This window comes from Pedobacter sp. GSP4 (genome assembly GCF_051857575.1).
GTDB lineage: Bacteria > Bacteroidota > Bacteroidia > Sphingobacteriales > Sphingobacteriaceae > Pedobacter.
Genome location: NZ_JBPZIR010000003.1, coordinates 810617 through 834835 on the forward strand (window position 1 = coordinate 810617; position 24219 = coordinate 834835).

Here is a 24219-nt window from a genome sequence, read left to right on the forward strand (position 1 = left end):
TTGAAAAAACACCTGCAATATTACCTTGGTGCAGCTTTAAATAGCTATGCAATCTTATTCTTCTCGCAGAACAGGATTTTAGGTACATTATTGTTGGTGGTTTCCTTTTTTAATATTGATGCCGGTATTTCGGGTTTGTGTGCTGTAATGGCATCGTTGGTTGTGGTTAATGCTTTAGGTTTTAATAAAGCAGATATTAAATCAGGCCTGTACAGTTTTAATTCATTATTGTTGGGCATTGGCTTTGGTACTTTCTTTAACCTCTCAGCCGTTTTTTGGCTTTGGTTGGCCGTATCCTGTATGCTATGCGTGGTTTTGAGTGTCAATCTTACTGCCATTTTGGGTAAGTATGCGCTGCCAACCCTATCTATACCTTTTGTAGTTACGTTTTGGGTGGTTTTAATTGCAGTAAACGGATATGTCGGCATGGGGTTAATGCAAAAAAGCAGTTCGCTAATGTTCGAGCTCAATACCAATGCGCCCGGTCATTTTGCAAAACTTTGCCACTATTTTGATCATTTGGGTTTATCGGCTTATGTTTTACTCTTTTTTAGGTCGGTGAGTGCAGTTTTATTTCAAAATAGTGTACTTGCAGGCCTGCTGATCAGCATTGGCTTTTTTATACATTCGCGCATTGGTTTTAGTTTGCTGCTCATTGGTTTTATCAGCTCCTGCGCTATTAACAGTCTTATAGGTGTATACCCCGATGGTATCAGCCATTATCATTTGGGGGCAAATTTTATGATGGTAAGTTGTGCCATTGGTGGCTTTTTCCTCATCCCGTCCTGGCGCTCCTATTTGTTGGCCGTTGCTGTTATACCACTCGCTTTTCTGGTTTTAAATGGCCTTTCGCGCATACTGTTACTGTATAACCTTCCGGTATTTTCTATGCCTTTCTGTATGCTTACCATTGGTTTGTTATATTTTTTTATGCTGAGGAAAAGCGCAGTAAAACTTCAGCTTACCCCTTGGCAAAACTATTCGCCAGAAACCAATTTATACCAATTTTTAAATGGGCAGCACAGACTTAAAGAATTTAAATATTTCAATTTTAGTCTTCCTTTTATGGGGCCGTGGATAGTTTCTCAAGGTTATGAAGGCGAAATTACCCATAAAGGCGACTGGCAGCATGCATTGGATTTTGTACTGGAAGATATCGATCATAAAAGTTATGAGCTGCCTGGAATAGAGCCAGAAGACTATTATTGTTACAATAAGCCCGTTTTGGCCGTAGGAGATGGGGTTGTGGAAGAAGCGGTTAACCATATCGAAGATAATGTTATCGGTCAGATTAACCTACAGCAAAACTGGGGGAATACCGTAGTGATTAAGCATGCCGAAAACTTGTTCAGCAAAGTTTCCCATTTAAAAAAGAACAGCATTAAAGTTAAAGTTGGAGATTATGTAAAACAAGGCGATATTATTGCCCTTTGTGGTAATTCTGGCCGATCGCCCGAGCCGCATTTACATTTTCAGGTACAGGCTACCCCTTATATTGGTTCAAAAACATTGGCTTACCCATTTGCCTATTTTACCGCAAACAGCCAAAAGGAATTGAAAACATTCGAAATTCCGTTGGTTGGAGAAACCGTTGAAAGGCCAGAAATAAATCCATATTTAAAAAATGCTTTTCACTTTCAGCCGGGTTATATTGTTAAGCTAACCAACAACAAAGGAAAAGAAGAAACCTGCGAAGTATTAACCGATGAATACAATGCTACCTACTTTTTTTGCCGAGAAAGCGGAGCTGTTGCCTATTTTGTAAACAATGCCAACATATTTTATTTTACTAGGTTTTATGGTGACAAAAATTCAATACTTTTCCTGTTTTTCCTAGCTGCTTATAAAATAAACTATTCGATGCAGCCCGTTGCCGATAGTTATGCCCTCGATGCAGTAGGCTTTAAGCCATCACTTTGGCTGCAAGATTTGGTAGCTCCTTTTTACAGCTTTACCAAAAACATTTACACCAACACAATCAAACAGGAAGGAAATGGGGTAATAGTAGCAGTAGAGGCAGGTAAAGAAATGTTTGGGAAGAAAAAACAGGATTTTGCGGCTACAATCAAGGTCGAAAATAAAGGCATTAGCGAATTGATTATCCAAAATAAAAACGAAAAAGTTAAAGTAAAATGGGAAACAAGCTCCGTTTAACCGCTTTGCTTTTAATTGTTTTTATAACAATTGGCAAAGCACAAACCAACTACCAAAAGGCCGATAGCACTTCTTTGGCTTTGTTTAATGCTGCAGAGTGGCAAAAGCTGATTGCGTTCGGCAAAGAAGCTATCAACAATGGCGAAGATTTCCCATTGCTGAGGTTAAGGTTGGCCTATGCTTCTTTTGTGCGCGAAAATTATGTAGATGCACTTGCCCAGTACAATAAGGTTTTAGATAGTGATAAGCATAATCAAATTGCGCTTTATTATGCCTATTTGTGTAATACTTATTTAAATAGATTTGAGCCTGCCCGATATTTGGCGGCTTACTTGGATACAAATGTAGTAGAAGGTAAGCGTTTGAACCATGTTCAGTTCACTTCAATAGGTGCAGAAAGTGGAATAAAATTTACCAATATTTACGAGCGCGGAAATTCCGCTTACTCTAGGGCTTTTGTAAACATGAACCTTGGTTACCGATTAAATTTATCCAGCTCATTTTCTTATTATAACCAGCCAATACACGATGATAATATTGCGCAGCCGGGCTACTACGCTAAATTAAGTTATACCCCTCTCCGCAGAATTAGCTTTCTTGGTGCCTATCACTACATGCGGTCCAATCTGCGCCAATTGGTTTATCAGAATAATGCAACCTTGCTGGGGGTAAAATACACAGGTGATGGCAATGATCTGCAGGGCGATTTTATTTTATCCCAAATAGGCGATGAGAAAACAAGACAATATAATTTAAGGTTTGTAAAGTATATTTCAGGTAATTTAGATTTTTACAGCACCACCCGTTTCTCTCTTGTTGATGTACTTGATGAACATAATATTGTGGTGCAGCAGGTATTTGGATTTAAGCCTATTACCAAACTTTGGTTCGAGGGGATGGTTACGCTGGGCAATCAGTACAACTATGCCGAGGCCGATGCCCTGTACATTTACAACGGATTTGATAAAACGAAGTTTAAGGCAGGGGCCAACTGTTATTTTTTGTTAAAACAGCACCTACTTTTAGGTTTGAATTATACATTTGAACGTAAATCTGATAATATATTTAAATTTAACTATTTACAACACTCAATCAACGGAGGCATTACATGGAATTTTTAAAGCGATTTATGGTATTTGCAGTTCTTGGCTTATCGGTGCTTGAGGTAAATGCCCAAACCAATGCCGCTTTGCAGAAGGCGTTTCAGAATAGCTACAATGAAGAAAGCAAAAAGAATTACGCCGAAGCCATTAGCTACATTATGCCTTTTTATGCCGAAGGTAACTACGAAGCCAATTTGAGGATCGGCTGGCTATATTATCTGGCCAAAAATTATACCGCATCGCAAAATTACTACAATAGGGCTATCAGCTCCAGGCCTAACGCTGTTGAAGCCAGATTTGGCCTGATAAAGGCACTTTCGCTGCTCAGTAGCTGGGATAAAGTAATGGAGCAATACAACAACATACTTAAAATAGATCCACAGAATACCCAGGCGAACTATTGGGCAGGCGTAATTATTTACAACAGAAAACAATATGCTGCGGCAACTAAGTATTTTGCCAAAGTAGTGGCGCTCTATCCATTTGATTACGATGGTAATCATATGTTGGGCTGGTCGCTGTTCTTTTTAGGCAGAAAAGCAGAAGCGAAGGCCTGTTTTGAACGTGCATTATTGATAAAACCGGGTGATGCATCCAGTACGGATGGACTAAATAGGGCCGCTAAATAGGGCCTAAAAGGCAATCAATCAATATATTTAGCAATTATTTATATATTAAAAAATAAAAAATTGATTTATAGGTATTTAACCATATCTTTGGTGCAAATTAAAATACAATATAATGCAACAAGGAACAGTAAAATTTTTTAATGAAACTAAAGGTTTTGGATTTATCGTCCCATCTAATGGCGATGCCGAGATTTTTGTTCATGCTTCAGGCTTAATCGATAACATTCGTGAGAATGATACCGTAAACTACGATGTAGAAGAAGGTAGAAAAGGCCTAAACGCGGTAAATGTTAAAGTAGCTTAAGAAAACTCAAACACATAAATCGTAAAAAGTCCCGGTGCAAACCGGGACTTTTTTTATGCAATCAATATTGAAATGGCTACTTTATTAAATTATCTGCCTTCCAGGTTCTTGCTGATTTCGTCATTAACAAAATCCAGGTTTAAATCATTGTTGCTTAATACAGTACCGTTTTTATCCGTTAAAAAGAAATAGGTGATGCTATAATTGCTTAAGTTTTTTGCATTTGGAGATTTAGCCCCCTTTAAATCGGCATATTGTGGCCAGGTTAGCTTATCATCTTTAATTACGTTTACCCACCAATCTCTTTTTTTATCGAAGGAAATGCCAATAAACTCTACATCTTTATTTTTGTATTTTTCATAGAGCGAGGTCAATACCCGATTGTTTTCTCTGCTTTTCGAACTGTAGGATGTCCAGCAGATAAATAGATTTACTTTCTTTAAAATTTTCGGATCGAACTTTTTGCCTTCGGGGTTTGTGCCTTCTATTTCAGGCATTTTGCTCCCTGCCATCATTTTACTGGCCTGCTCGGTTTCTTTTAACAGTTCTTTGCCTCGTCTGCTTTCTTTTATATCATGGTCTAAACTGTTGATAATTGAAGCGTATAGAACAGGTTCACTATCAGCCCGGCCAAGCCTTTCCAGTAAAAAAAGGCTAAGCTCAGAGCCTGGAAACTTTTTGGCAAAGGCTTTTATGGCATCAAATTCAAAATGGATCTTTTTCTCCCTCCATTTGTCAACTTTTTTAGCCCGCTCCATAATGTTGTCTGGATTTGCATGGTCTAGTTCATCTTCTACAATGTTCAAACTGTCCATCAGATTTTTGGTCAGGTTTTCGTGTATTGCATAGAAATCTTTAAATTCTTCGCCTTTTTTTGAGGGTAGGCTTTTAAAAGGATATGATTTGGTATCTGCACCATCCAGCACAACATCGAAATTCCCTTTGTCTAAGTAAAAGTAATAATCTCGTTTTTTTTCTCCGTCTTCGGTTCTTAAAATAGCATAGCCTTTTTTAAACACATTAACTTTGAAATGCTGTTTACCATTTGTGACATTTTCGACCTTAACAGTCTCGCTGTTTTCCGAACTTTGGATAGTTATTACCGCATTAGGACCGAAGTTTTTTGTTTCTACATTAAAGGTGGCTGGAGCCGGATCGCATGATGCGAACAAACAGGCAATGAGGGCAATAAAATAAAGATGACTTTTCATAATAAAAATTTGGTAAGCGCAATATAACGAAAAGATTAGTTGTTTTTTTAGGGTTAAGAATTCAGCGTTTAAATTATTTTCTTCATAGCGATTATCCACCTGTATCTCCAGTTATTAAAGCAGAAAATATCTCAAGGTACCCCGCTTCTCTAGGTAAAATGATTTAGTTCAACCCCATTTATCAATACCGAAAGCACAAATAATCCCAAAATCTTTCGAATATTTACGAATATGCTTTAGAATGTTTCTAAATAAATGTTTTATCGTTGTTTTGTCATAATCGTTTATAAATTAAACTCATAATTAGATACTTTTGCAAGAAATTTAGATATAAATCCTAATCAAATGAGTGGTTTCGGAAATGCTTTTTCTTCTTCCATAGGGAAGAAATTCATCATGGGTATTACAGGTTTGTTCCTGATACTTTTTTTAATTGTACACTGCGGTATTAATGCTTTAATTTTTATTAACGACGGTGGACTGACTTTTAATGTTGGCGCACATTTTATGGCCACAAACTGGATTATACGGGCAGGTGAGATTGTTTTGTTTATTGGTTTGCTTGCGCATATTTTTCAGGCATTAAGATTAACATTGCAAAATCAAAAAGCCAGACCGGTTAAATATGCGGTAAACGATGGTAAGGCAAACAGTAAATGGTATAGCCGCTCAATGGGTTTGCTAGGTACGCTTTTGCTTATCTTTTTGGTGGTTCACTTAAAAGATTTTTGGGTTGTTTCTCGCTTCACCGGTATCCCAACCGTAGATGCTAACGGACATGAAGATCTTTATGCTGTAATGAAAGAAAAATTTCAGGACCCAGTAAGAGTTGCTGTTTATATTTTAGCTATGTTTTCTTTATGCTACCACTTGTTGCATGGTTTTGCTTCGGCTTTCCAAACAATGGGTTGGAACCACTCAAAATATAACGGTATAATAAAAGGCTTAGGCGTTTGGTATTCGATTATTATTTCGATCCTTTTCGCCGCTATGCCAATTGCAGTTTATGCAGGTTTAATTAATTAGTTTTTAGCACAAAAGAGATATGTCAGATATTAATTCAAATATTCCAGAAGGCGAATTAACAAACAAATGGACTAAGTTCAAGTCTTCTGTGCCTTTGGTTAACCCATCGAACAAAAGAACAATTGAGGTAATTATTGTAGGCTCGGGTTTAGCAGGTGCTTCGGCAGCAGCCACTTTGGCCGAAATGGGTTACAAAGTAAAATGTTTCTGTTTTCAGGATTCGCCCCGTAGAGCACACTCAATTGCTGCACAGGGTGGTATTAACGCAGCAAAAAATTATCAAAACGATGGTGATAGTGTTTACCGTCTTTTCTACGATACAATTAAAGGAGGCGATTACCGTGCCCGCGAAGCCAACGTTCACCGCTTAGCAGAGGTAAGTGCCAATATTATCGATCAATGTGTGGCTCAAGGTGTACCCTTAGCCCGCGAATATGGTGGCCTATTGGATAACCGTTCATTCGGTGGTACACAGGTTCAACGTACTTTTTATGCAGCAGGCCAAACCGGTCAGCAGTTATTATTAGGAGCATATTCTGCTTTAGAACGCCAGATTGGTATGGGTAAAGTAGAAATGTACACCCGCCACGAAATGCTTGAAGTGGTTAAAATTGATGGCAAGGCACGTGGTATTATTGCCCGTAACTTAATTACAGGCGAAATCGAACGTCACTTTGGACATGCAGTAGTATTGGGTACAGGTGGTTACGGAAACGTATTTTATCTTTCTACCAATGCAATGGGCAGTAACGTAACTGCTGCATGGAAAGCGCACAAACAAGGTGCTTACTTTGCAAACCCTTGCTATACACAAATTCACCCAACCTGTATCCCTGTTTCAGGCGATCACCAATCTAAATTAACCCTGATGTCTGAATCGTTACGTAACGATGGACGTATCTGGGTTCCGAAAAAGAAAGATGATAACCGTAAAGCCTCAGAAATTCCTGAAGATGAAAGAGATTATTATTTAGAGCGCCGTTACCCTGCTTTTGGTAACTTAGTGCCGCGTGATGTTGCATCGCGTGCAGCTAAAGAGCGTTGCGATGCCGGTTATGGTGTTGGTGCTTCTAAATTGGCTGTATATCTTGATTTCAAAGCCAATACCGAACGTTATGGTAAAATCGAAGCTGCTAAGGCTGGTAACCATAATCCAGATAAAGAAACCTGCATGCGCTTAGGTACTGAGGTAATTAAGGAAAAATATGGTAACCTGTTCGATATGTATGCGCAGATTACCGGAGAAAATCCTTACGAAACGCCAATGCGTATTTATCCTGCTGTTCACTATACTATGGGAGGTTTATGGGTTGATTATAACTTAATGACCAGCGTTGAAGGATTATATTGTACAGGTGAGGCTAACTTCTCTGATCATGGTGCCAACCGCTTAGGTGCATCTGCATTGATGCAAGGTTTGGCCGATGGTTATTTCGTATTGCCTTATACAATCGGTGCATATTTATCGAAAGAAATTTCAACAAAAGCCATTCCTACAGATCACCCTGCATTTGTGGAGGCTGAAGCAAAGGCAAAAGGAATTTTAAATACTTTGATCAACATTAAAGGAACAAAATCTGTAGATCATTTCCACAAACGTTTAGGCCACATTATGTGGGAGAAATGTGGTATGGCGCGTAACGAAAAAGGCTTAAACGAAGCTATTCAGGAAATCAGGGCCTTGCGTGCTGAATTCTGGAGTGATGTTCGCGTACCTGGAACCGCAGATGAGTTAAATACCGAGTTGGAAAAAGCTGGCCGCGTGGCCGATTTTATCGAATTGGGCGAGTTAATGTGTATCGATGCGTTAAACCGTAACGAAAGCTGTGGTGGTCACTTCCGTGAAGAATATCAAACAGAAGAAGGAGAGGCATTACGTGATGACGTAAACTACGCATACGTAGCCGCATGGGAATTTAAAGAAGGTGTAAACTTCGAGCTTCACAAAGAAGAACTGAAGTTTGAAAATATTAAAGTAGCACAAAGAAGTTATAAATAGTGACGCGCACAGCGTTAGCGTAAAGCGGATATCTGCCAAACGCCAAACGCTAACCGCTTACCTAAAACCTCAATATCATGAGTACAGGAAATATGAACTTAACGCTAAAAGTTTGGCGTCAAAAAAATAACAAAACCAAAGGTGCTTTGGTTGATTATAAATTGGCCGATATTTCACCGGATATGTCTTTTTTAGAGATGTTCGATGTATTGAACGAACAATTAATTAATAAAGGTGAGGAGCCGGTTGTATTCGATCACGATTGCCGCGAAGGTATCTGCGGAATGTGTTCGATGTTTATCAACGGCCGCCCGCACGGACCAAAAGATTTAGTTACTACCTGCCAGTTGCACATGCGTTCTTTCAAAGATGGCGATACCATCGTGGTTGAACCTTGGAGGGCAGCGGCTTTTCCGGTAGTGAAAGATTTAACCGTAGACCGTTCTGCGTTTGATAGGGTAATTGCTGCTGGTGGTTTTATTTCGGTTAACACCGGTAATGCTCAAGATGCAAATAACCTTCCTATCCCTAAAATGCAGGCTGATGCGGCTTTTGAAGCAGCTGCCTGTATTGGTTGTGGAGCTTGTGTGGCAACCTGTAAAAATGCCTCGGCTATGCTATTCGTATCGGCTAAGATCTCTCAGTTGGCGCTGTTGCCGCAAGGTCAGCCGGAGCGTTACCGCCGCGTACAGAGCATGGTTGCGCAAATGGACGCTGAAGGTTTTGGTAACTGTACCAATACCGGTGCTTGTGAAGCAGAATGCCCTAAAGGAATTTCTTTAGAGAACATTGCACGCATGAACCGCGACTTCGCTTCTGCAAAATTCATTTCAGAAGAAACGGTTTAAAAAATATACTGTGCAATCCGGTGTAACAGCTGGATTCTTAAGCCTCCACCTAGTGGGGGCTTTTTAATTATACGGTCTTTTGTTTTATGCTTTATATCATTTTAAAGTGCAATGTTGCTTTGTAAAAGTGGCTATAAACATGATCGTTTTTGAAATTTATGAAAATAAAAATTAAATTATTTTCAACCATTTTTTTACTGTTTCAACTCAGCCATTATCGGCTGATGTAGCATTTATCAATAGTATTGAAAACATACGAAAGCGTGTATGGTAGAAGTGAAACTTAGCACAACAAATGCCCTACGAAATAAAAGTTTGCGAAACTCATAATAATTCTATGTTAGCATATTAAAGTTTTGCGTAAATAGAAATTTTATTCTGTAATATTTGCATATACATTAAAATTTTTCTAAATTTAGTCCTCCGAGACAGGAGAGAAAACATAAAACCCCGGCAATTTTTTGCTGGGGTTTTGTGCGTTTTAAGGTTTTTGATAATAGATACATTAAACTAAACCCGATCTAGCTTTAGCTAAATAAGCATTGTTTTTTTTAAAAAAATTCCCGGCTGTTATAGCCAGGGATGTACTTTTGCATGTAGATTAGGATTTTTTGTTGGCAAGATCAAAGCTTACAGCCATATTGTATTTTACACGCACAGGTTTTCCATCCTGTATGGCCGGATACCATTTGGGCGAATTTTTGAATACACGTACTGCCTCTGTATCGGTTTCTTTACTCAGGCTGCGTATAACAGCTATATCCGCTAGCTGACCATCTTTTTCAACCACGAATGATAAAAATACCCTTCCCTGGATTTTCTCCTTTTTAGCTACTTCTGGATATTTTATTTCTTTGGCTAAATATTGGTAAAACTTGCTAATGCCGCCAGGCTAAGCCGGTTGTTTCTGTACAGAGACAAAATCATATATTTTGCTATCCTTGTCTTTTTCCTGTGCCTTTGCCGAATTAATGAACAAGGCGCTGCCCACTAGGGCTAAAATCATTAGCTTTCTCATTTGCTTTTATTAAGTTTTAAATTTTTTTAGTTTTTACTTTTAGGCGTTTTTTCCTTTTTGGTGGTGATGATAACTACGCCGTTAATTGCCTTATCGCCGTAAAGGCTTTGCGCACTCGCATCCTTTAAAATTTCTATCGATTCTATTTTATCAGGCGCTATGCTTTTAATATCTGTGGTTTCTTTGCCATCCAGAATATAGATGGGCTCGGCTGCTCCGTTTTTTAGTTTGATGCCGTTTTTGTTAATTAAAAAATTACCGTTATTCAAGCTGTCCTGCGATTGGATTGTGGGGCGGATAAATACGCCAGAAATTTTTCCTTTTACGCTGGGCATAACAACTGTGTTTTTGCCTGCCAGTGCATCGGTTACGGTTGCACCTTTTGTTTTAATCTGTATCGCTCCTGCAAGGCCATCTGCGCCATACAATGAAATAGCTGAGCTATCTTTCAAAACCGTTATCGATTCAATCGCATTCGGATCTATTTCGTTTAGTGAATTAATATCCCTTGAGTATTGCTTATTTCCATCTATTACAATCAGCGGTTGTGTTGCGCTTAATAAAGCATTGCCGCGTATTTTAATGTTTACCCTTTTAGTGGTATCTGCTTTTTGCGCAAAACCAGTTAGGGAAACGCCCATTGCCAGTGCAAAAACAATTATTTTTTTCATATCTGATTTGTTTTTGGTTAGAATTTTTGTCTTAGCTCAAATAATGGAGCTGTTTTATCTATTGAAAGCTCTTTCTGGTCCAGTTTTCTAAATACGCTGTTCTTTATGCTTTTAGTGGTAATCAGTATGGCGCCAGCTTTGGCAGACTGGCCGTAAAGTGCTATTGCTGCCTGGTCTTTTAACACTTCGATAGATTCGATGTTATTGGGATTTATCGTATTTAACGAGCTGTTTTCGGCAAGCCTTACGCCGTCTAAAACAATAACACCATTAAAGTTGGCATCATTTCTTAGTTTAATGTTGGTCGGGTTTTCATAGCCTGTTTTAAGCGGTTTTGCTGCTCCATCATTCAAGGTAAAATTGATATTAATGTTGTATTTTACCCTTACAGGCAGGCCATTCTGTATCCCTGGGTGCCAGGTTGGACTCGCTTTCAATACCCTTATGGCTTCTTCATCTGTGCCGCTGCCTAAGCCCCTGGTAACCTGGATATCGCTCAGTGAACCATCTTTTTCGACAACGAAAGATAAAAATACTTTACCCTGTACGTTGTTTTCCTGTGCCATTTGTGGGTATTTAATCGAAGCCCCGATGTACTTATAAAATTTTACAATCCCACCTGGAAATTCCGGCTGTTTTTCTATCGAAACAAAATCGTATATTTTTTTATCTGCATCTATCGTTTCGGTAGCACTTGTCTCAGCTGCCGTTGTTTTAGGAAGGAAAGATATTATCGTAATCTTGTTCAGCTGAACATAACCTTGCGATTTAGGCAATAATTTGTTCTTGAATTTTTCTGATGATTCAGGAATGCTGAAGCTTACAGTCAGTGCGTATTTACCATCGGTTATGTTTTTAAAGCCTTTATATGATAAAATGGCTTTCATTACCTCTTCATCACATCCCGAACCCAGTTCAACAGCCGAAGTAATGTTGTTAACCCTACCGCCTTTTAAATTGAATTTGATCTGGGCATTTCCCTGCACTTCATCTGAATTTGCTGAGGCAGGATATTTAATGTTCCGGGATAGGAACTGATAAAAACCCTTCCAGTTGGCATCTGTTTTTCCTTCAACTGAAATGGTAGGCGGTATGACATTTTCGGTTGGGTTTTCGGTAACAATCTGCTGAACGATTTCTATCGGTTTTTCGAACGGGATCCGGTCTGAAATGGATATTAACTTCTCATTTTTACGAACGGTTGCAGATGAAAAAACAATCAGGAGTGCAAACAGGGGGATAAAGATTCCATACTTCATAATGGCGGTTTTTTTCGACCGCTCTTTATGAAGCATGAAAATTCTTTTTTTGATCAGCGATTTATCTAAAAATCCGTTGGTTAAAGCATTTGGCGAAATACCGAACGATTTGCTCAGCAGGAGCATGGCGTATTCTGCCTTATCGCCCTGGAATTCGGCTGCCAGTTCATCGGCCAAAAACTCATGGATATTTTTAATGGCTCTTTTATACAGGTAAATTACAGGGTTTAACCAGGTAATGATACCCAGTACTTCGAAAAATAAAATATCAACCGTATGCCATTGTTTAATGTGCGCTTCTTCATGGATATCGATTACATCCATCTGTGGCAAACCCTTATCGATAACCTTTTTGCCAAAAAATGCAAAAGCTGATCCGGCCTTACCTGCAGTAAGTAACTTTTTAACTGCCAATAAATTAAATACCAATCTACCTAAGAAAAACAAAATACCTGCACAATAGATATATACAAACGCATTTGCCCAGATATGTCCGGTATTACGTTCAGTAACTATTGTGGCCTGTGCCAGCATGGCTTCCCAATTTACTGTGGTGTAAACCTGTTGTGCCGCTTTGTGCTCTGTTAGCCACTCTAATCGGATAAAAGGGATACATAAGGATAAAACGCCCGCAGATACCAAATAAATGCGGTTTAACGTAAAATAGGTCTCCTTATCCAGCAGTAATTTATAAAAGCCATAAAAAACAATCAAGTATAAGTTTACCTGCAATAGGTAGTGGGCAAAACTCATTTTGGCTTGTGTTTAATTTTATTGATCATTTTTAAAATCTCATCCACATCACTTAAATCCAGTTTTTCTTCTTTAACGAAGAAAGAGAACATGCTCTCTACCGAATTTTCAAAGTAATTGCCCAACAGTTTTTCTGTTGCGTGGCGCTTATATTCTTCCCTGCTGATTAAAGGGTAATACTGATGCGCTTTCCCAAATGCCTCATGCCCGATGAAACCTTTGGTTTCTAGAATCCGAATGATTGTTGATACCGTGTTATAGGCTGGCTTAGGCAAAGGAAGCTCATCAATAACTTCTTTAACAAATGCTTTTTCCAGTTGCCATAACACCTGCATAATCTGCTCTTCGGCTTTGGTTAAATCTTTAATTTCCATAATGGTTAATAATAAATAATAAGGATAAACGGCAGATTTCTCTGCTGTAAACTAAAGTTAAAACTAATTTGTTAGTTATCCAAATTTTATTTGATAAAAATTAAAGAAAAATTACAAGCAGATATTTACGATGGAAATAGATTTCAGAAAGATGAAAATCTGTGGCTTTGCACAGAAAATAGAAAAAACAGCGGTCGACTAAATATTAATAAGGCTGTTCTTTATACCGTATACCACTAGGCCCGTACGCGATTTGATGTTGAGCTTGGCAAATAACGATTCGCGGTAATTATCCACTGTACGTGGACTTACGTTCATGAGATCGGCAATTTCTTTATAGGTGAGTTCTGTGCTGCAATATTGAAGAAAGGTAAGTTCCCGGGCCGAAAATAGAGGTTTAACATCTGGATCTTTCATGGCGACCAAAAGCCGGCCTGAAACCACTTCGTTTACAAAAAAACCTTTTTCTACAATAACCTTAATCGCAGTAAGTAGGTCGGATGGAGTAGATTCTTTAAGCATGTAGCCTCCGGCGCCAGCTTTGAGCATGCCGATAATTGCTTTTTCATCTTCGAGCATGCTTAATGCCAGTACATGTACGTGCGGGTAATTGGTTTTAACCCATTTGGTAGCAGCAAAACCATCCATAACAGGCATATTAATGTCCATTAGTACCAGTTGAACATCTTTGTTGTTGTTTATTTTTGCCTGTAAATCTAAACCGTTTACAGCTTCGAACAAAACATTTATCTCATCAAACTCTTCCATTAAGCTAGCCAATCCGGAGCGGAAGAGCGTGTGATCATCAACAATAGCGATAGCGATATTTTGGTTCTGCATATACTTACGGGTATGGTACCTCTATTAAAATGGAAGTGCCTTCTCCGGGAGCCGAATTTAGGATTAATTTTCCATTGATCATCTCAATTCTTTTATAAATAGAATTAAGTCCCATGCCCGATTTTTTGGCTTTTGTTTCATCAGGACTGAAACCGATTCCATTTTCTTTGATATTTAGGTGTAACGATTCGTTTTCCATGTAAGAATCGATCTGAATACAGCTTGCCTGGGCATGCTTGATAATGTTGTTAATAATTTCCTGTAATAAACGGAGGATAATCAGGTCTTTATCTGCCGAAGCAATCCGTAGGTTAAACAACTGGTTGTTGATTCTGAGCTCGTAGGCCCCGCTCTTGCTCAGCCAGTTAATTTCCTGATCTATGGCATGGCCGATACCGATTTCTACCAATTGCTCGCCATGTAGCAACTTGGCCAGTTCGCGTAGTTCTTTTATAGATTTGTTAACGAGTGAAAGCGAGTTTTCGATTTTCTTTTTTGCCTTTGCGCCATCATTTAAATTTACCGAATTCAGGGTTAGGGTAGTTAAGCTCAGCAATTGGCCCACATTATCATGCAGTTCGGTAGCAATGCTCTGCATGGTCTGATCCTGTACTTCCACACGCGTTTGGAGCATTTCGGATTCGAACCTTTGCTGCATATTCTGTTTTTCCAGTATGTGGTTCTTTTTATGCCGGGTGTACGATCGGATGTACAGGATTAAAAACACTGGCATTAACAGAAATACCAGTGTGGCAATGGCAACTAAGATTGCAATTTTCGTTGTTTCATTCTGCATATAAAGGAATAAACCCAAAGGCTATATAAAATAAGGTTTAATAGTACATAAATACAATATCTTAACGTGGCAAAACCGATAATTTTAACATTAAACAAACCATCAAAAATATTCGACATGGTGCTCCCAAAATAATAGAATAAAACACCAGTTACCCACCAAAATTCAGGATGTGTTTTAATTTCTATGAAGCTTTCATCTTTTAGCAACAGATAATAATAATAAAGGCAGTAGAGTACAAAAACTACCGACATTACACTAATTGTTAAGCTATTCGAATCGCTAAAGGGATGGGTAAATAAAAAGACAATATAAGACAGAATGATTAACCCCAAGCCAATAGAAAATATGGGCTTGGGGTTAATATATGTTTTTATGCAATGATAAAGTCCGTATAGTATGGCACTTATTTCAAAAATGATGAAAATATTAAAGAGCCACAGATTGTGATGGCCTTTTGAGGCAAGGTAGGCCGCATATTCTTCGGTAGTTAAGGCTATAGCGAGGTAGCAGGTAATTACCCTCCAAAAAGAGTGTTTATCTTTCCATACAAATGCAATTGCTGTGATTAAACATACAACCTCAGCTAGGAATATTGGCGACAGGAACCTTGCCATTTATAAATCTGTTCCTTCGCAAGTATCAGGGCAGCCCTGTCCACGGTTTCCAATGTCACCAAGATCATCCTTGTGCTCTTCTCCATTTCCTACGTTTAGTGTGGTTGGTACTAATAACAAGGTGTTTTTGCCTTCATTTCCAGCATTTACACCTTCTGGTAATGCATCGGTATATTGTGCAAAATAAATCCTTAATCCGTCGTATTTACCTTCGCTCATTGATTTTGCAATGTTTAAAATCTGCTCTGCAGGAAACCATACGCATTTGGTAAAAGATTTTGGAAATTTTCTCGCTTCTACGGCATAGGCATCAACCATGGCCTGCGCAACCTTCGGATCGATAGGTTCGTCGTTAAATTTTTGACTCATAAATGTATTGTTTGATTTTTGCTAAAAATCGATAATAATATGTGTTCTTACAAGAGCAATCTGCAATAAAAATACCGTAAAAATACCCTTTTAATAAGGGCATTTTGCACAATCGTTCAATTCTAGCCTACCACTACTTTTGGTATTATAATAATAGCCAAATAAATTGCTGTTGCTAAATACTGAAGTTGCCTATACTCAAAATGCTGTTTTTAGACTTGTTTATAAATAAGTCTATTTTGAAGATAAGCCCCAACTATTTAGAAAATGATAAACCATATTTAATTCTTTCAGAAAATGATAAACAATATCCTACTTCAGGAAAATCACAGTTCGATCAGCGAAAGGGAGGTGGAGATCGTGCACCTTTTATCTATGGGCTATAACAGCAAGGAAATAGGTGAAATGCTTTTTATCAGCGAGCATACCGTAAATACACACAGAAGAAATATGGTACGGAAGCTCGATCTGAAAAATTCTTACCAGCTCATTGTATGGGCATTTAAAGAACGGATATTATCTCTTTAGGAGTAAAAAAATACGCATAACCTCTCATTCTACACAGCAAAGCCTGCTATTTGATCTCTAAAGTCAAATCAGCAGGCTTTTGTATTTAAGGCTTGTTCGCTTATGGTCTGGCTGGTTGTGGCGCTGGTAATTCTTTTCTTGGAATTTGCGCTTCGCGTTGCGATGTGTTGTAAACAAACGAGGCAATAATTGTTGCAGCCTGTTTTAAATCATCTTCCACAAGCCTATCGTAGGTATCCATATTGCTATGGTGTGTACGGGTATTGTAATCGGCCGGATCTTGGATAAACTGAAAGCCCGGGATTCCAACGGCATCAAAAGCCTGGTGGTCGGTACCGCCGGTATTGTTAATGGTAATGGTGGTTGCGCCCAAATCGTTAAATGGTGTTAACCAGCTTTGAAAAATCGGTCCTGCAGCAGCATTGCCCTGTAAATATACCCCACGGATTTTTCCTGTTCCGTTATCAAGATTGTAATAGGCTGATATTTTTTTCTGATCTGGTGTTAATACCATCGTTTTCGGATCGCCGAAATGTTTTGAAACATAACCCCTCGAACCAAATAAACCCTGCTCTTCTGAGCTCCAAAGTGCAATGCGGATGGTGCGTTTTGGCTTAAAATCGATTGCTTTTAAAATGCGTACCGCTTCCATCATTACAGTAGAACCAGCAGCATTATCTGTTGCACCGGTTGCGGCGTGCCAAGAATCAAAGTGACCGCCAATCATCACCACTTCATCTTTAAGCTTTTTATCTGTACCCGGTATTTCGGCAATTACATTATAGCCCTGTGGGTCCTGATCGTAAAAAGAGGTTTTGATATCAGCTTCAACTTCTACTGGTTTACCTGCGCGCAATAAGCGTAATATGTGCAAGAAATCTTCTGCGGCTACTTCAAGCTCTGGCGAAACCGGCTTGGCATCTAATGCATAAGATGCGCCATTGCTGGTAAAAAAGGTTCCTTGTCCGCCACGGGCATAAGTTAAAATTAAACCCACTTTTTCTTCCACCAACATGGCGTTTATGGCTGCGCGTACTTCACGCATTTTCATCATTTGTGCCATTCTATCAGCCATTGGTCCGCCGGCAGGGCGTTGTCTGGCTCCAGCAGGCTGCGGTTGTGCAGCTGCCATCTGTGCCAGTGTAGTATCGGCATAACGGGTAAAATCAGGTTTAATGCCACTGGTTAAAGGTGCGCCCTGATCCATCATAATAATTTTTCCGGCCAATTTGCCTTTGTATTTTGCCAGATCGGCTACACTATCGGCTTTAATTAAAATTACATCTGATTTTATCGGTCCGTTGGTGCCCGGTGTCCAGGCTTTTGGCGAGGCAATAATAGCATGGTAATATGGAAGTGTAGTGGCGGCGTAGTATTTGTCTATCTGCCAGCCTTTACCAAATGTTCCCCAAGATTCTAGGTGCGCATTTTTTAAGCCCCAATCGGTAAGTTGCTTAACTGCCCATTCTTGTGCTCTTTTTAGGCCCGGAGAGTTTGATAAGCGTGGTCCGCTAACATCGGTCAGATTAAAAGCAATATTCATTGCCTTTGAATTTTCCAAACCTTCTTTCCTTATTTTTTGTACTACGGCTGCATCAGGGGTATCTTGTGCAAAGGACGCAAAGCAAAAGCCAATGGCTAATGCTGATGTGGTAAATCTTTTGATCATTTTTCTGAATAATTTGTTGGATGATTTTAGCTTAAAAATACATTTTAAAGCAGGTCAAATTATTTTCCAATGATATTTTTACATGGCAGTACGCTTTTTGGTCGGTTCGATGATTTTGAACGCGTTATTTGATGCTTTTTTTGGTAACAATAAAGTAACCTGCTATAAAAAGGATGGCGGCATAAATTAAACTGGTCCATATTTCTTGCGTAAAGATGGGGAAATCCAATAAATCTGTTCCTTTTTTAACCTTGCTTATCCTTAACGATAGGGTTGGAAGACAATAAGGGATTAAGTAAGCATATTTCCAACCAACATTTGCGGTAATTATACCCATTATAGTGCCGACAAAACCTATACCCATGGGTTTTAGGAAATCGGCCCACAGCAAGCTCAATATAAACTGGATGGATAAAATGCCCAATGAGGCCAGGAATAACTTGGTATACGAATTAACCAAAACGGCTGTTGGGTTATACTGGTCGAAATTATACTTGGGAACCAACACCTGCAGTAAATAGCCAAAAGCATAGGTGAGTGCTGCAAATAAAAACAGTGAAATAAATATGAGGCATACCGCGTACAGGTATTTTGCGGCGTAAATGGAAAATTTATTTAAAGGTTGTGCAAAAAGGGTTTTCCACGTATCGTTCTTGTGTTCGATGTTATTTACCGAGAAGGCCATAAATATAACATAAAACGGCATTACCAGTAGCCCCATTACGCCCAGCGCTGCACCACTGTATTGTGCCCACAGTATCATGGGCGGATAATGGAAGTTTAAAATCTTTTCGGAGCCTGTGTAAAAACCGAAAGTGATTAACCCGCATACAATTACCGGCAATAATATGGCAGCCCAAAAGGCAAGGGTTTTCTTTGATTTATAAAACTCAGATACCAGTGAAATATATAAAGAGCGCATGTTAATTGGTTTTGGTGATATCGAGGAATAAGTTTTCGAGGTCTTTCCGCTGTTGGTACAAACTGCTTACTGTAAAACCGTTTTGAACGAGTAAGGTATTTATTGCACCGCTGTGCTGTACGGATGTAAATGGAACCGTAATTTTTTTATCGGTTTGATCCAGTATTTCATAACCGGAAGCGGTAAGCAATAAATTGGCTTTTTCAATTTGATCTACTTCGATTTCGAGCACAGGCTTGCTGAGCAAATGAAGTTCGTTTATGGTGCCCTGAAATAATAGCTGCCCATGGTTGATAATGCCAACGTGTGTGGCGGTACGCTCTATTTCAGCAAGCAGGTGACTGGAAACAAGGATGGTTTTTTGATGTTTGGTGGCCAGTTCGATCATCAGGTTCCGAACTTCGATAATTCCATTGGGATCGAGGCCATTGGTAGGCTCATCTAAAAGCAGCAGTTCGGGGTCGGAAACCAGGGCCAATGCTATACCCAGGCGTTGTTTCATACCCAGCGAATATTTGCTCGATTTTTTATCGGCCGCTGCCGTTAGGCCAACAATGGCCAGCATTTCGTTGGCCTTGCTTTTTTTGATGCCAAGCAAAAGACAACGGTTTATCAGGTTTTCTTTACCGGTAAGGTGGCCATAAATGGCTGGCTGTTCTACCAGCGCACCTACGCGTTTAAGAATAGCTATGCGGTTACTGTTAATCTCTTTACCAAAAATAAATACCTGATCGGAAGGAGATTTTAACAGGTTGAGCAATATTTTGATGGTGGTTGTTTTCCCGGCTCCGTTGGGGCCTAAGAAACCATAAATACTGCCTTTGGGTACTTGTAGCGAAAGATCTTTTACAATGGTTTGATTGCCAAAGTTAAAATTTAAGCCTACGGTTTCGATCGCGTAATTTCCCATCATTCTATTTAAGAATAGCTGTTACCTGTTTTACAATTGAGGTAGAAGCTTTAGCAGGTTTTACTACAATTTCAGCATCGGTTTGATTAGTGCTAACTGTAAGGGTTAAAATAATCATCATAAATACTGGTAATAATAAAAGTAAAAATGGCGATGTGTTTGCTAACTTTTTCATGATCGATAGTTTAATTTGAGAGGTTGCGAAAATTCCATCAGCAGTTACTGCCTGATTTTTTAAGTGGATTGCTGATGTTGTTTTCATTTTGTTTTCGTTTTGATGATTCAAAGAAACTCAAGAAAAACAACCTGCTAAAATGTATTATACCAAGTGTTAAAGATTCTAGATCAACAGACATTTTTGGCGTTTGTCGATAAAATTTGCCCATTGGGCCGTTGGTAGAAAAAAAATGCCCGTTGGTAGATTGTGTTCGGTTTAAATTGAAAGTTTATTTACTTTGGATGCATGGAATACATGGATGTGGGCATACGGTTAAAGTTACCCGCATGTTTCCATAACTATTTAATATTTTTCTAATGAAACAAAGCAAAGGACCTTTAGTACTTCATTCTATTTTCTGGACGTTAATATTCCTCTTTATAGTTGTTATATCAATGGTAGATAAAGAAAAACATACGATGAGAGATTATTTTCTCTCGTTTGGTGTTTTTGGGATGCTTAATGTTTCTGTATTTTATATCAATTACATTTTTCTTATCCCATCGTTAATTAAGAAGAGGAAGAAATATTGGCTGTATATCTTATCGTTTTTATTGCTGATTGTGATTACTGCCCTGGTAAAAACAGTTATAGCGGTGTTAAACCCCGAAGAGCTGCTGCATTACAGCATGGATGGTAAAATACGCGAAATGTCGGTAAATGCTTTTGCCATAAACAGGGTTTTTGCCATCGGTTTCTTTTTAGTGGCCAGTTGCATCATTAAATTTACCATCGATTGGTTTGCCAGCGAACGCATACAGCGCAATTTGGAAAGCGAGCGCAGGGAAATGGAGCTTCAGTTTCTAAAATCACAGTTAAACCCACATTTCCTTTTCAACTCACTGAACAATATTTATTCTTTGGCCTATCAAAAATCGGATAAAACGGCCGATGCGATTATGAAGCTCTCAGAAATTATGCGGTACATGATTTATGAAAGCAATACACCAACCGTGGCGCTAAGCAAAGAGGTAGATTATTTAACCAGTTATATCGAACTGCAGAAAATAAGGTTTAAAGATGGCGCCTACATCGATATGACCTTGAATGGCGAAATCGATGATCAGAAAATTGTGCCGCTGATGCTGATCTCTTTTGTAGAAAATGCATTTAAACATGGGGTAGTAACCGATCCGGGCGAACCTGTTAAAATTAATATTATTGCCAACCAGAAAATCCTGCATTTTAGCGTAATCAATAAAAAAGGGCAACAGAACAAGGATGCACAGGGTGGAGTAGGTTTAACCAATGTTGAACGGAGATTACAATTGGTTTATCCTGATAGATATAAATTAAATGTTGTAAATTCGGCTACTCATTACACCTGCGAACTGATGATTGATATCTAATCCGAAAGATTAGGATCATATCATTAATTAAAATAATAACCAAAAATGAACTTAAACTGTATTGTTGTTGACGATGAGCCTTTAGCGCTTGATATTTTACAGGATTATATTTCAAAAGTACCTTTCTTAACGCTGGTTAAAAGGTGCGAAAACCCGATAGAAGCTTTGCAGATTGTTCAGGGCGGGGGAATAGATCTGGTGTTTTTAGATATCCAGATGCCTGAATTAACGGGCATTCAGTTTTTGAAAATCGCAGGCAATAAATGCCATTATATTTTAACTACGGCTTATCCGCAATATGCGCTGGAGAGCTACGATCTGAATGTTTCTGATTATTTATTGAAACCAATCGCATTCGACCGTTTTTATAAGGCTGTAGAAAAAGTACACAATCAGGTTAAGCCTGTTGAAGCTCCGGCCAGTGTGGCACAGCCTATTGTAACACCTGCACCTTTTTCGGGCACCCCAAATCCAGTTCAGGATTATATCTTCGTTAAAACGGAACATAAGATCCAGAAAATTTACCTGCACGATATCCTGTTTATTGAAGGTTTAAAAGATTACATCTCTATTTTTACCAAAGATGAGCGTGTAATTACCCTACAGAGTATGAAAAAGATGGAAGAAGCACTACCTCAAAGCCAATTTATCCGGGTGCACAAATCATATATTGTTGCCGTTGATAAAATTGAAAGCATTGAGCGGAGTAGGATAACCATTAATCAAAAAATTATTCCTGTAGGCGATACCTACCGCGATGAGTTTTTTAGGGTAATCGGGAATAAGAATATTTAAGGTGTACGGCGCTTGGCCTAGAGCGTTGAGCGTGTCGATTAAGCCATCTGAACAATTAACCAATTGAGCAGTTAACCTTATAAGGTAGCGGGCTGCTCCATTCGTTGGTTTAAAGCCTTTCTGATTTCATTTTCTACTGCTAATGTAATTTCGTTTGGTGTTTTTACACCTGGTTCAATCGGTTTTAAAACGGTCCACCTTAATGCATTTCCTGTAGTTAAGGGGAACATGCCAAAGCGTACAATTTTCCACGAATTTTCGATCGCTATAGGCACCACCAGGGCATTGGGTACCACTTTTAAAATGGTGGCAATACCTCCAAACTGAAATGTTTTTAACTGCCCATCTTTTGCCCTGGTTCCTTCAGGGAAAATAACGGTGCTCCAGGTATTTTCTTTCATCCTGCGGCCAAGTTTAATAATTTCTGAGATGGCCTGTTTATTGTCTTTTCTGTTGATGTTTGCACCCCCGCCCAGGCGCAGGTTAATTGAAATGGACGGAATACCTTTTGTTAATTCTATTTTCGAAATAAACTTTGCACTGTGCTTTCTTAAAAACCAGATCAGCGATGGGATATCGTACATGCTTTGGTGGTTTGCGGCAAAAATAATCGGTCTATCGGTTGGTAAATCGTATCCGTTTTTAAAACTGATGGAATTGAACAGGAATAGTTGGCAATAGGTAAGGAAAAAGTTCAGAATATCTACAGAAACTTTGTGCGCTTTATAACCAAATAGTTTAAAGCATATCCATTGTATAGGGTGGAAGATGCAAAGCATCAATCCGAAGAAAATATAAAAAATAGGGCTTAAAATATATCCAAAAAGCTTACTCATCTGGTCGATTTAATAGATGGCAAAGATAATAATAAATTATTCTGGTTCTTTGAAGATGTATTTTTCTTCATATTGGATATCAAATGTTTTTAAAAAGGTAGTGTATTCTTGTAAAAAACTTTCTTGTGGTGCTGCTCTTGATTTTGGATGTATTGAATAACATAGTGCACATGGCTTTTTGAATATGAAAATGCGCCATAGCCTTCTTGCCATGAAAATTTAACCTTGCAAAAGCCCTGATCGTTTATCCATTTAGAACTTTCTGTTTTTACATTCTGGATTAAACCCGCAATAGATTGATGGGGCCGCATTCCGATAAATATGTGGATATGATCGGGCATGCAGTTTATCTGGATCATTTTATGGTTATTGGCCTGGAATATACCGGTGATATATTTTAAAAGCCTTTCTTTCCAATGGGGCTGGATTAGTGAAGCCCGGTATTTAACCGCGAATACAAATTGAAGATGTAACTGCGTGTAGGTGTTTGGCATAGCGTTATCATTAAAATATCAAACGTGCTACCGGGGATTTTGCCTATAGAGACAACAAGTAGGTTTATTTTTATAATGATTGCAAAGGTTTCTTGCAATCGTTGGTTTAAATTAGGTATTTTTTTTAAAATATATACCATCGCGATATTTTTTTTTAAAACACCATACGTTCCCACGGAACGGAAAAAATGCAATTTTTTCTACCAATGATATGTCCCTACGGGACATGTATGATTTAGACTATTATTAAAACATGCGTTAAAATTATATTAAGCAATTAAATTCTCTATGATGTCCCTACGGGACATGTATGATTTAGACTATTGTTAAAAACATGCGCAAAAATTATATTAGGCAATTAAATTCTCTATGATGTCCCTACGGGACATGTATGATTTAGACTATTGTAAGCTCCCCTGTTTTTCAGACCATTCAAAAGTATAATTTTGTCCTCAACTTTCCTGCAATAAATCGATGGGAGATTTGAAGTTCAATGCCTGGTGTGGTCGATGGTAATTATAGTCCATC

26 protein-coding genes are annotated in these 24219 nt (G+C 38.6%); 10 read left to right on the forward strand and 16 right to left on the reverse strand.

The genetic code is table 11. The features are described 5' to 3' along the window. The 4 genes from ACS5PU_RS10710 to ACS5PU_RS10725 all read left to right on the forward strand — a co-directional run bounded on the left by ACS5PU_RS10710 (position 1) and on the right by ACS5PU_RS10725 (position 4190). A complete protein-coding gene (locus tag ACS5PU_RS10710; RefSeq protein ID WP_439459279.1) occupies positions 1-2154 on the forward strand; it encodes an urea transporter in 2154 nt (717 codons plus the stop codon). After that, positions 2133-3275: a hypothetical protein gene (locus ACS5PU_RS10715; protein ID WP_439459280.1), complete on the forward strand. Its 1143-nt coding sequence runs from the start codon at positions 2133-2135 to the stop codon at positions 3273-3275. Before ACS5PU_RS10710 ends, ACS5PU_RS10715 begins: the two co-directional genes overlap by 22 nt. Positions 3276-3283: 8 nt before the next feature. After that, positions 3284-3886: a tetratricopeptide repeat protein gene (locus ACS5PU_RS10720; protein ID WP_439459281.1), complete on the forward strand. Its 603-nt coding sequence runs from the start codon at positions 3284-3286 to the stop codon at positions 3884-3886. Between the two features lie 112 nt (positions 3887-3998). Then, complete coding sequence (locus ACS5PU_RS10725) at positions 3999-4190, forward strand: cold-shock protein (protein WP_113949032.1); 192 nt, start codon at positions 3999-4001, stop codon at positions 4188-4190. 89 nt (positions 4191-4279) lie between these two features. On the opposite strand, the gene ACS5PU_RS10730 is transcribed toward ACS5PU_RS10725, so the two are convergent. Next, positions 4280-5401, reverse strand: coding sequence for a TlpA family protein disulfide reductase (locus ACS5PU_RS10730; protein WP_439459282.1), 1122 nt, complete (start codon positions 5399-5401; stop codon positions 4280-4282). A gap of 345 nt (positions 5402-5746) precedes the next feature. Here ACS5PU_RS10730 and ACS5PU_RS10735 point away from each other — a divergent pair, with 345 nt between their 5' ends. The 3 genes from ACS5PU_RS10735 (at position 5747) to ACS5PU_RS10745 (ending at position 9274) form a co-directional block, all read left to right on the forward strand. Continuing rightward, positions 5747-6427: a succinate dehydrogenase cytochrome b subunit gene (locus tag ACS5PU_RS10735; RefSeq protein ID WP_439459283.1), complete on the forward strand. Its 681-nt coding sequence runs from the start codon at positions 5747-5749 to the stop codon at positions 6425-6427. A gap of 19 nt (positions 6428-6446) precedes the next feature. After that, positions 6447-8426 carry a fumarate reductase/succinate dehydrogenase flavoprotein subunit gene (locus tag ACS5PU_RS10740; RefSeq protein WP_439459284.1) on the forward strand — a complete coding sequence of 660 codons (1980 nt, stop codon included), beginning with the start codon at positions 6447-6449 and terminating at the stop codon, positions 8424-8426. Between the two features lie 77 nt (positions 8427-8503). Next, on the forward strand, positions 8504-9274 hold the full coding sequence (locus ACS5PU_RS10745) for a succinate dehydrogenase/fumarate reductase iron-sulfur subunit (RefSeq protein WP_109929539.1): 771 nt from the start codon (positions 8504-8506) through the stop codon (positions 9272-9274). 601 nt (positions 9275-9875) lie between these two features. On the opposite strand, the gene ACS5PU_RS10750 is transcribed toward ACS5PU_RS10745, so the two are convergent. From ACS5PU_RS10750 to ACS5PU_RS10790, 9 genes are all read right to left on the reverse strand, one after another. Continuing rightward, complete coding sequence (locus tag ACS5PU_RS10750; RefSeq protein ID WP_439459307.1) at positions 9876-10157, reverse strand: energy transducer TonB; 282 nt, start codon at positions 10155-10157, stop codon at positions 9876-9878. 9 nt (positions 10158-10166) lie between these two features. After that, complete coding sequence (locus ACS5PU_RS10755) at positions 10167-10292, reverse strand: hypothetical protein (protein WP_439459285.1); 126 nt, start codon at positions 10290-10292, stop codon at positions 10167-10169. Between the two features lie 26 nt (positions 10293-10318). Next, positions 10319-10963, reverse strand: coding sequence for a TonB-dependent receptor plug domain-containing protein (locus ACS5PU_RS10760; protein WP_439459286.1), 645 nt, complete (start codon positions 10961-10963; stop codon positions 10319-10321). A 17-nt stretch (positions 10964-10980) separates the two neighbouring features. Continuing rightward, positions 10981-12975 carry a TonB family protein gene (locus tag ACS5PU_RS10765; protein WP_439459287.1) on the reverse strand — a complete coding sequence of 665 codons (1995 nt, stop codon included), beginning with the start codon at positions 12973-12975 and terminating at the stop codon, positions 10981-10983. Beyond that, a complete protein-coding gene (locus tag ACS5PU_RS10770) occupies positions 12972-13349 on the reverse strand; it encodes a BlaI/MecI/CopY family transcriptional regulator (RefSeq protein WP_147227562.1) in 378 nt (125 codons plus the stop codon). Before ACS5PU_RS10770 ends, ACS5PU_RS10765 begins: the two co-directional genes overlap by 4 nt. Before the next feature lie 198 nt (positions 13350-13547). Then, a complete protein-coding gene (locus tag ACS5PU_RS10775; RefSeq protein WP_439459288.1) occupies positions 13548-14189 on the reverse strand; it encodes a response regulator in 642 nt (213 codons plus the stop codon). Positions 14190-14193: 4 nt separating this feature from the next. Further along, positions 14194-14985, reverse strand: a complete 792-nt coding sequence (locus ACS5PU_RS10780) for a sensor histidine kinase (RefSeq protein ID WP_439459289.1) — start codon at positions 14983-14985, stop codon at positions 14194-14196. Next, on the reverse strand, positions 14952-15602 hold the full coding sequence (locus ACS5PU_RS10785; protein WP_439459290.1) for a hypothetical protein: 651 nt from the start codon (positions 15600-15602) through the stop codon (positions 14952-14954). Before ACS5PU_RS10785 ends, ACS5PU_RS10780 begins: the two co-directional genes overlap by 34 nt. Then, positions 15603-15971, reverse strand: coding sequence for a hypothetical protein (locus tag ACS5PU_RS10790; RefSeq protein ID WP_439459291.1), 369 nt, complete (start codon positions 15969-15971; stop codon positions 15603-15605). It abuts the gene before it with no gap. Between the two features lie 297 nt (positions 15972-16268). Here ACS5PU_RS10790 and ACS5PU_RS10795 point away from each other — a divergent pair, with 297 nt between their 5' ends. Beyond that, a complete protein-coding gene (locus ACS5PU_RS10795; protein ID WP_086548800.1) occupies positions 16269-16499 on the forward strand; it encodes a response regulator transcription factor in 231 nt (76 codons plus the stop codon). Between the two features lie 100 nt (positions 16500-16599). Here ACS5PU_RS10795 and ACS5PU_RS10800 read toward each other — a convergent pair whose 3' ends face one another. From ACS5PU_RS10800 to ACS5PU_RS10815, 4 genes are all read right to left on the reverse strand, one after another. Then, entirely contained in the window at positions 16600-18168 is a 1569-nt protein-coding gene (locus ACS5PU_RS10800) for a M28 family metallopeptidase (RefSeq protein WP_439459292.1), read from the reverse strand. Between the two features lie 124 nt (positions 18169-18292). Then, a complete protein-coding gene (locus ACS5PU_RS10805; protein ID WP_439459293.1) occupies positions 18293-19090 on the reverse strand; it encodes an ABC transporter permease in 798 nt (265 codons plus the stop codon). A gap of 1 nt (position 19091) precedes the next feature. Continuing rightward, complete coding sequence (locus ACS5PU_RS10810; RefSeq protein ID WP_439459294.1) at positions 19092-20003, reverse strand: ABC transporter ATP-binding protein; 912 nt, start codon at positions 20001-20003, stop codon at positions 19092-19094. A gap of 1 nt (position 20004) precedes the next feature. After that, positions 20005-20262, reverse strand: coding sequence for a hypothetical protein (locus tag ACS5PU_RS10815; RefSeq protein ID WP_439459295.1), 258 nt, complete (start codon positions 20260-20262; stop codon positions 20005-20007). 350 nt (positions 20263-20612) lie between these two features. On the opposite strand from ACS5PU_RS10815, the gene ACS5PU_RS10820 reads away from it, so the two are divergent. Both ACS5PU_RS10820 and ACS5PU_RS10825 read left to right on the forward strand, forming a co-directional pair. Continuing rightward, on the forward strand, positions 20613-21566 hold the full coding sequence (locus ACS5PU_RS10820; RefSeq protein WP_439459296.1) for a sensor histidine kinase: 954 nt from the start codon (positions 20613-20615) through the stop codon (positions 21564-21566). Positions 21567-21611: 45 nt separating this feature from the next. Beyond that, positions 21612-22361 carry a LytR/AlgR family response regulator transcription factor gene (locus ACS5PU_RS10825; RefSeq protein WP_439459297.1) on the forward strand — a complete coding sequence of 250 codons (750 nt, stop codon included), beginning with the start codon at positions 21612-21614 and terminating at the stop codon, positions 22359-22361. Between the two features lie 77 nt (positions 22362-22438). Here the strand turns inward: ACS5PU_RS10825 and ACS5PU_RS10830 are convergent, their stop codons facing one another. Together ACS5PU_RS10830 and tnpA are read right to left on the reverse strand one after the other, a co-directional pair. After that, the gene (locus ACS5PU_RS10830) at positions 22439-23197 is read right to left on the reverse strand and encodes a lysophospholipid acyltransferase family protein (protein ID WP_439459298.1); all 759 of its coding nucleotides are present in this window, start codon (positions 23195-23197) and stop codon (positions 22439-22441) included. An 89-nt stretch (positions 23198-23286) separates the two neighbouring features. After that, positions 23287-23691, reverse strand: a complete 405-nt coding sequence (gene tnpA / locus ACS5PU_RS10835) for an IS200/IS605 family transposase (RefSeq protein ID WP_439459299.1) — start codon at positions 23689-23691, stop codon at positions 23287-23289. Positions 23692-24219 lie beyond the last annotated feature (528 nt).

Coding starts and splice junctions, on each gene's coding strand:
- ACS5PU_RS10820 (WP_439459296.1), top strand. CDS start 20,613: ATGGTAGATAAAGAAAAACATACGATGAGAGATTATTTTCTCTCGTTT.
- ACS5PU_RS10805 (WP_439459293.1), bottom strand. CDS start 19,090: ATGCGCTCTTTATATATTTCACTGGTATCTGAGTTTTATAAATCAAAG.
- ACS5PU_RS10795 (WP_086548800.1), top strand. CDS start 16,269: ATGATAAACAATATCCTACTTCAGGAAAATCACAGTTCGATCAGCGAA.
- ACS5PU_RS10715 (WP_439459280.1), top strand. CDS start 2,133: ATGGGAAACAAGCTCCGTTTAACCGCTTTGCTTTTAATTGTTTTTATA.
- ACS5PU_RS10745 (WP_109929539.1), top strand. CDS start 8,504: ATGAGTACAGGAAATATGAACTTAACGCTAAAAGTTTGGCGTCAAAAA.
- ACS5PU_RS10825 (WP_439459297.1), top strand. CDS start 21,612: ATGAACTTAAACTGTATTGTTGTTGACGATGAGCCTTTAGCGCTTGAT.
- ACS5PU_RS10755 (WP_439459285.1), bottom strand. CDS start 10,292: ATGAGAAAGCTAATGATTTTAGCCCTAGTGGGCAGCGCCTTGTTCATT.
- ACS5PU_RS10815 (WP_439459295.1), bottom strand. CDS start 20,262: ATGAAAACAACATCAGCAATCCACTTAAAAAATCAGGCAGTAACTGCT.
- ACS5PU_RS10730 (WP_439459282.1), bottom strand. CDS start 5,401: ATGAAAAGTCATCTTTATTTTATTGCCCTCATTGCCTGTTTGTTCGCA.
- ACS5PU_RS10785 (WP_439459290.1), bottom strand. CDS start 15,602: ATGGCAAGGTTCCTGTCGCCAATATTCCTAGCTGAGGTTGTATGTTTA.
- ACS5PU_RS10720 (WP_439459281.1), top strand. CDS start 3,284: ATGGTATTTGCAGTTCTTGGCTTATCGGTGCTTGAGGTAAATGCCCAA.
- tnpA (WP_439459299.1), bottom strand. CDS start 23,691: ATGCCAAACACCTACACGCAGTTACATCTTCAATTTGTATTCGCGGTT.
- ACS5PU_RS10830 (WP_439459298.1), bottom strand. CDS start 23,197: ATGAGTAAGCTTTTTGGATATATTTTAAGCCCTATTTTTTATATTTTC.
- ACS5PU_RS10800 (WP_439459292.1), bottom strand. CDS start 18,168: ATGATCAAAAGATTTACCACATCAGCATTAGCCATTGGCTTTTGCTTT.
- ACS5PU_RS10775 (WP_439459288.1), bottom strand. CDS start 14,189: ATGCAGAACCAAAATATCGCTATCGCTATTGTTGATGATCACACGCTC.
- ACS5PU_RS10810 (WP_439459294.1), bottom strand. CDS start 20,003: ATGATGGGAAATTACGCGATCGAAACCGTAGGCTTAAATTTTAACTTT.
- ACS5PU_RS10765 (WP_439459287.1), bottom strand. CDS start 12,975: ATGAGTTTTGCCCACTACCTATTGCAGGTAAACTTATACTTGATTGTT.
- ACS5PU_RS10735 (WP_439459283.1), top strand. CDS start 5,747: ATGAGTGGTTTCGGAAATGCTTTTTCTTCTTCCATAGGGAAGAAATTC.
- ACS5PU_RS10770 (WP_147227562.1), bottom strand. CDS start 13,349: ATGGAAATTAAAGATTTAACCAAAGCCGAAGAGCAGATTATGCAGGTG.
- ACS5PU_RS10780 (WP_439459289.1), bottom strand. CDS start 14,985: ATGCAGAATGAAACAACGAAAATTGCAATCTTAGTTGCCATTGCCACA.
- ACS5PU_RS10725 (WP_113949032.1), top strand. CDS start 3,999: ATGCAACAAGGAACAGTAAAATTTTTTAATGAAACTAAAGGTTTTGGA.
- ACS5PU_RS10790 (WP_439459291.1), bottom strand. CDS start 15,971: ATGAGTCAAAAATTTAACGACGAACCTATCGATCCGAAGGTTGCGCAG.
- ACS5PU_RS10740 (WP_439459284.1), top strand. CDS start 6,447: ATGTCAGATATTAATTCAAATATTCCAGAAGGCGAATTAACAAACAAA.
- ACS5PU_RS10760 (WP_439459286.1), bottom strand. CDS start 10,963: ATGAAAAAAATAATTGTTTTTGCACTGGCAATGGGCGTTTCCCTAACT.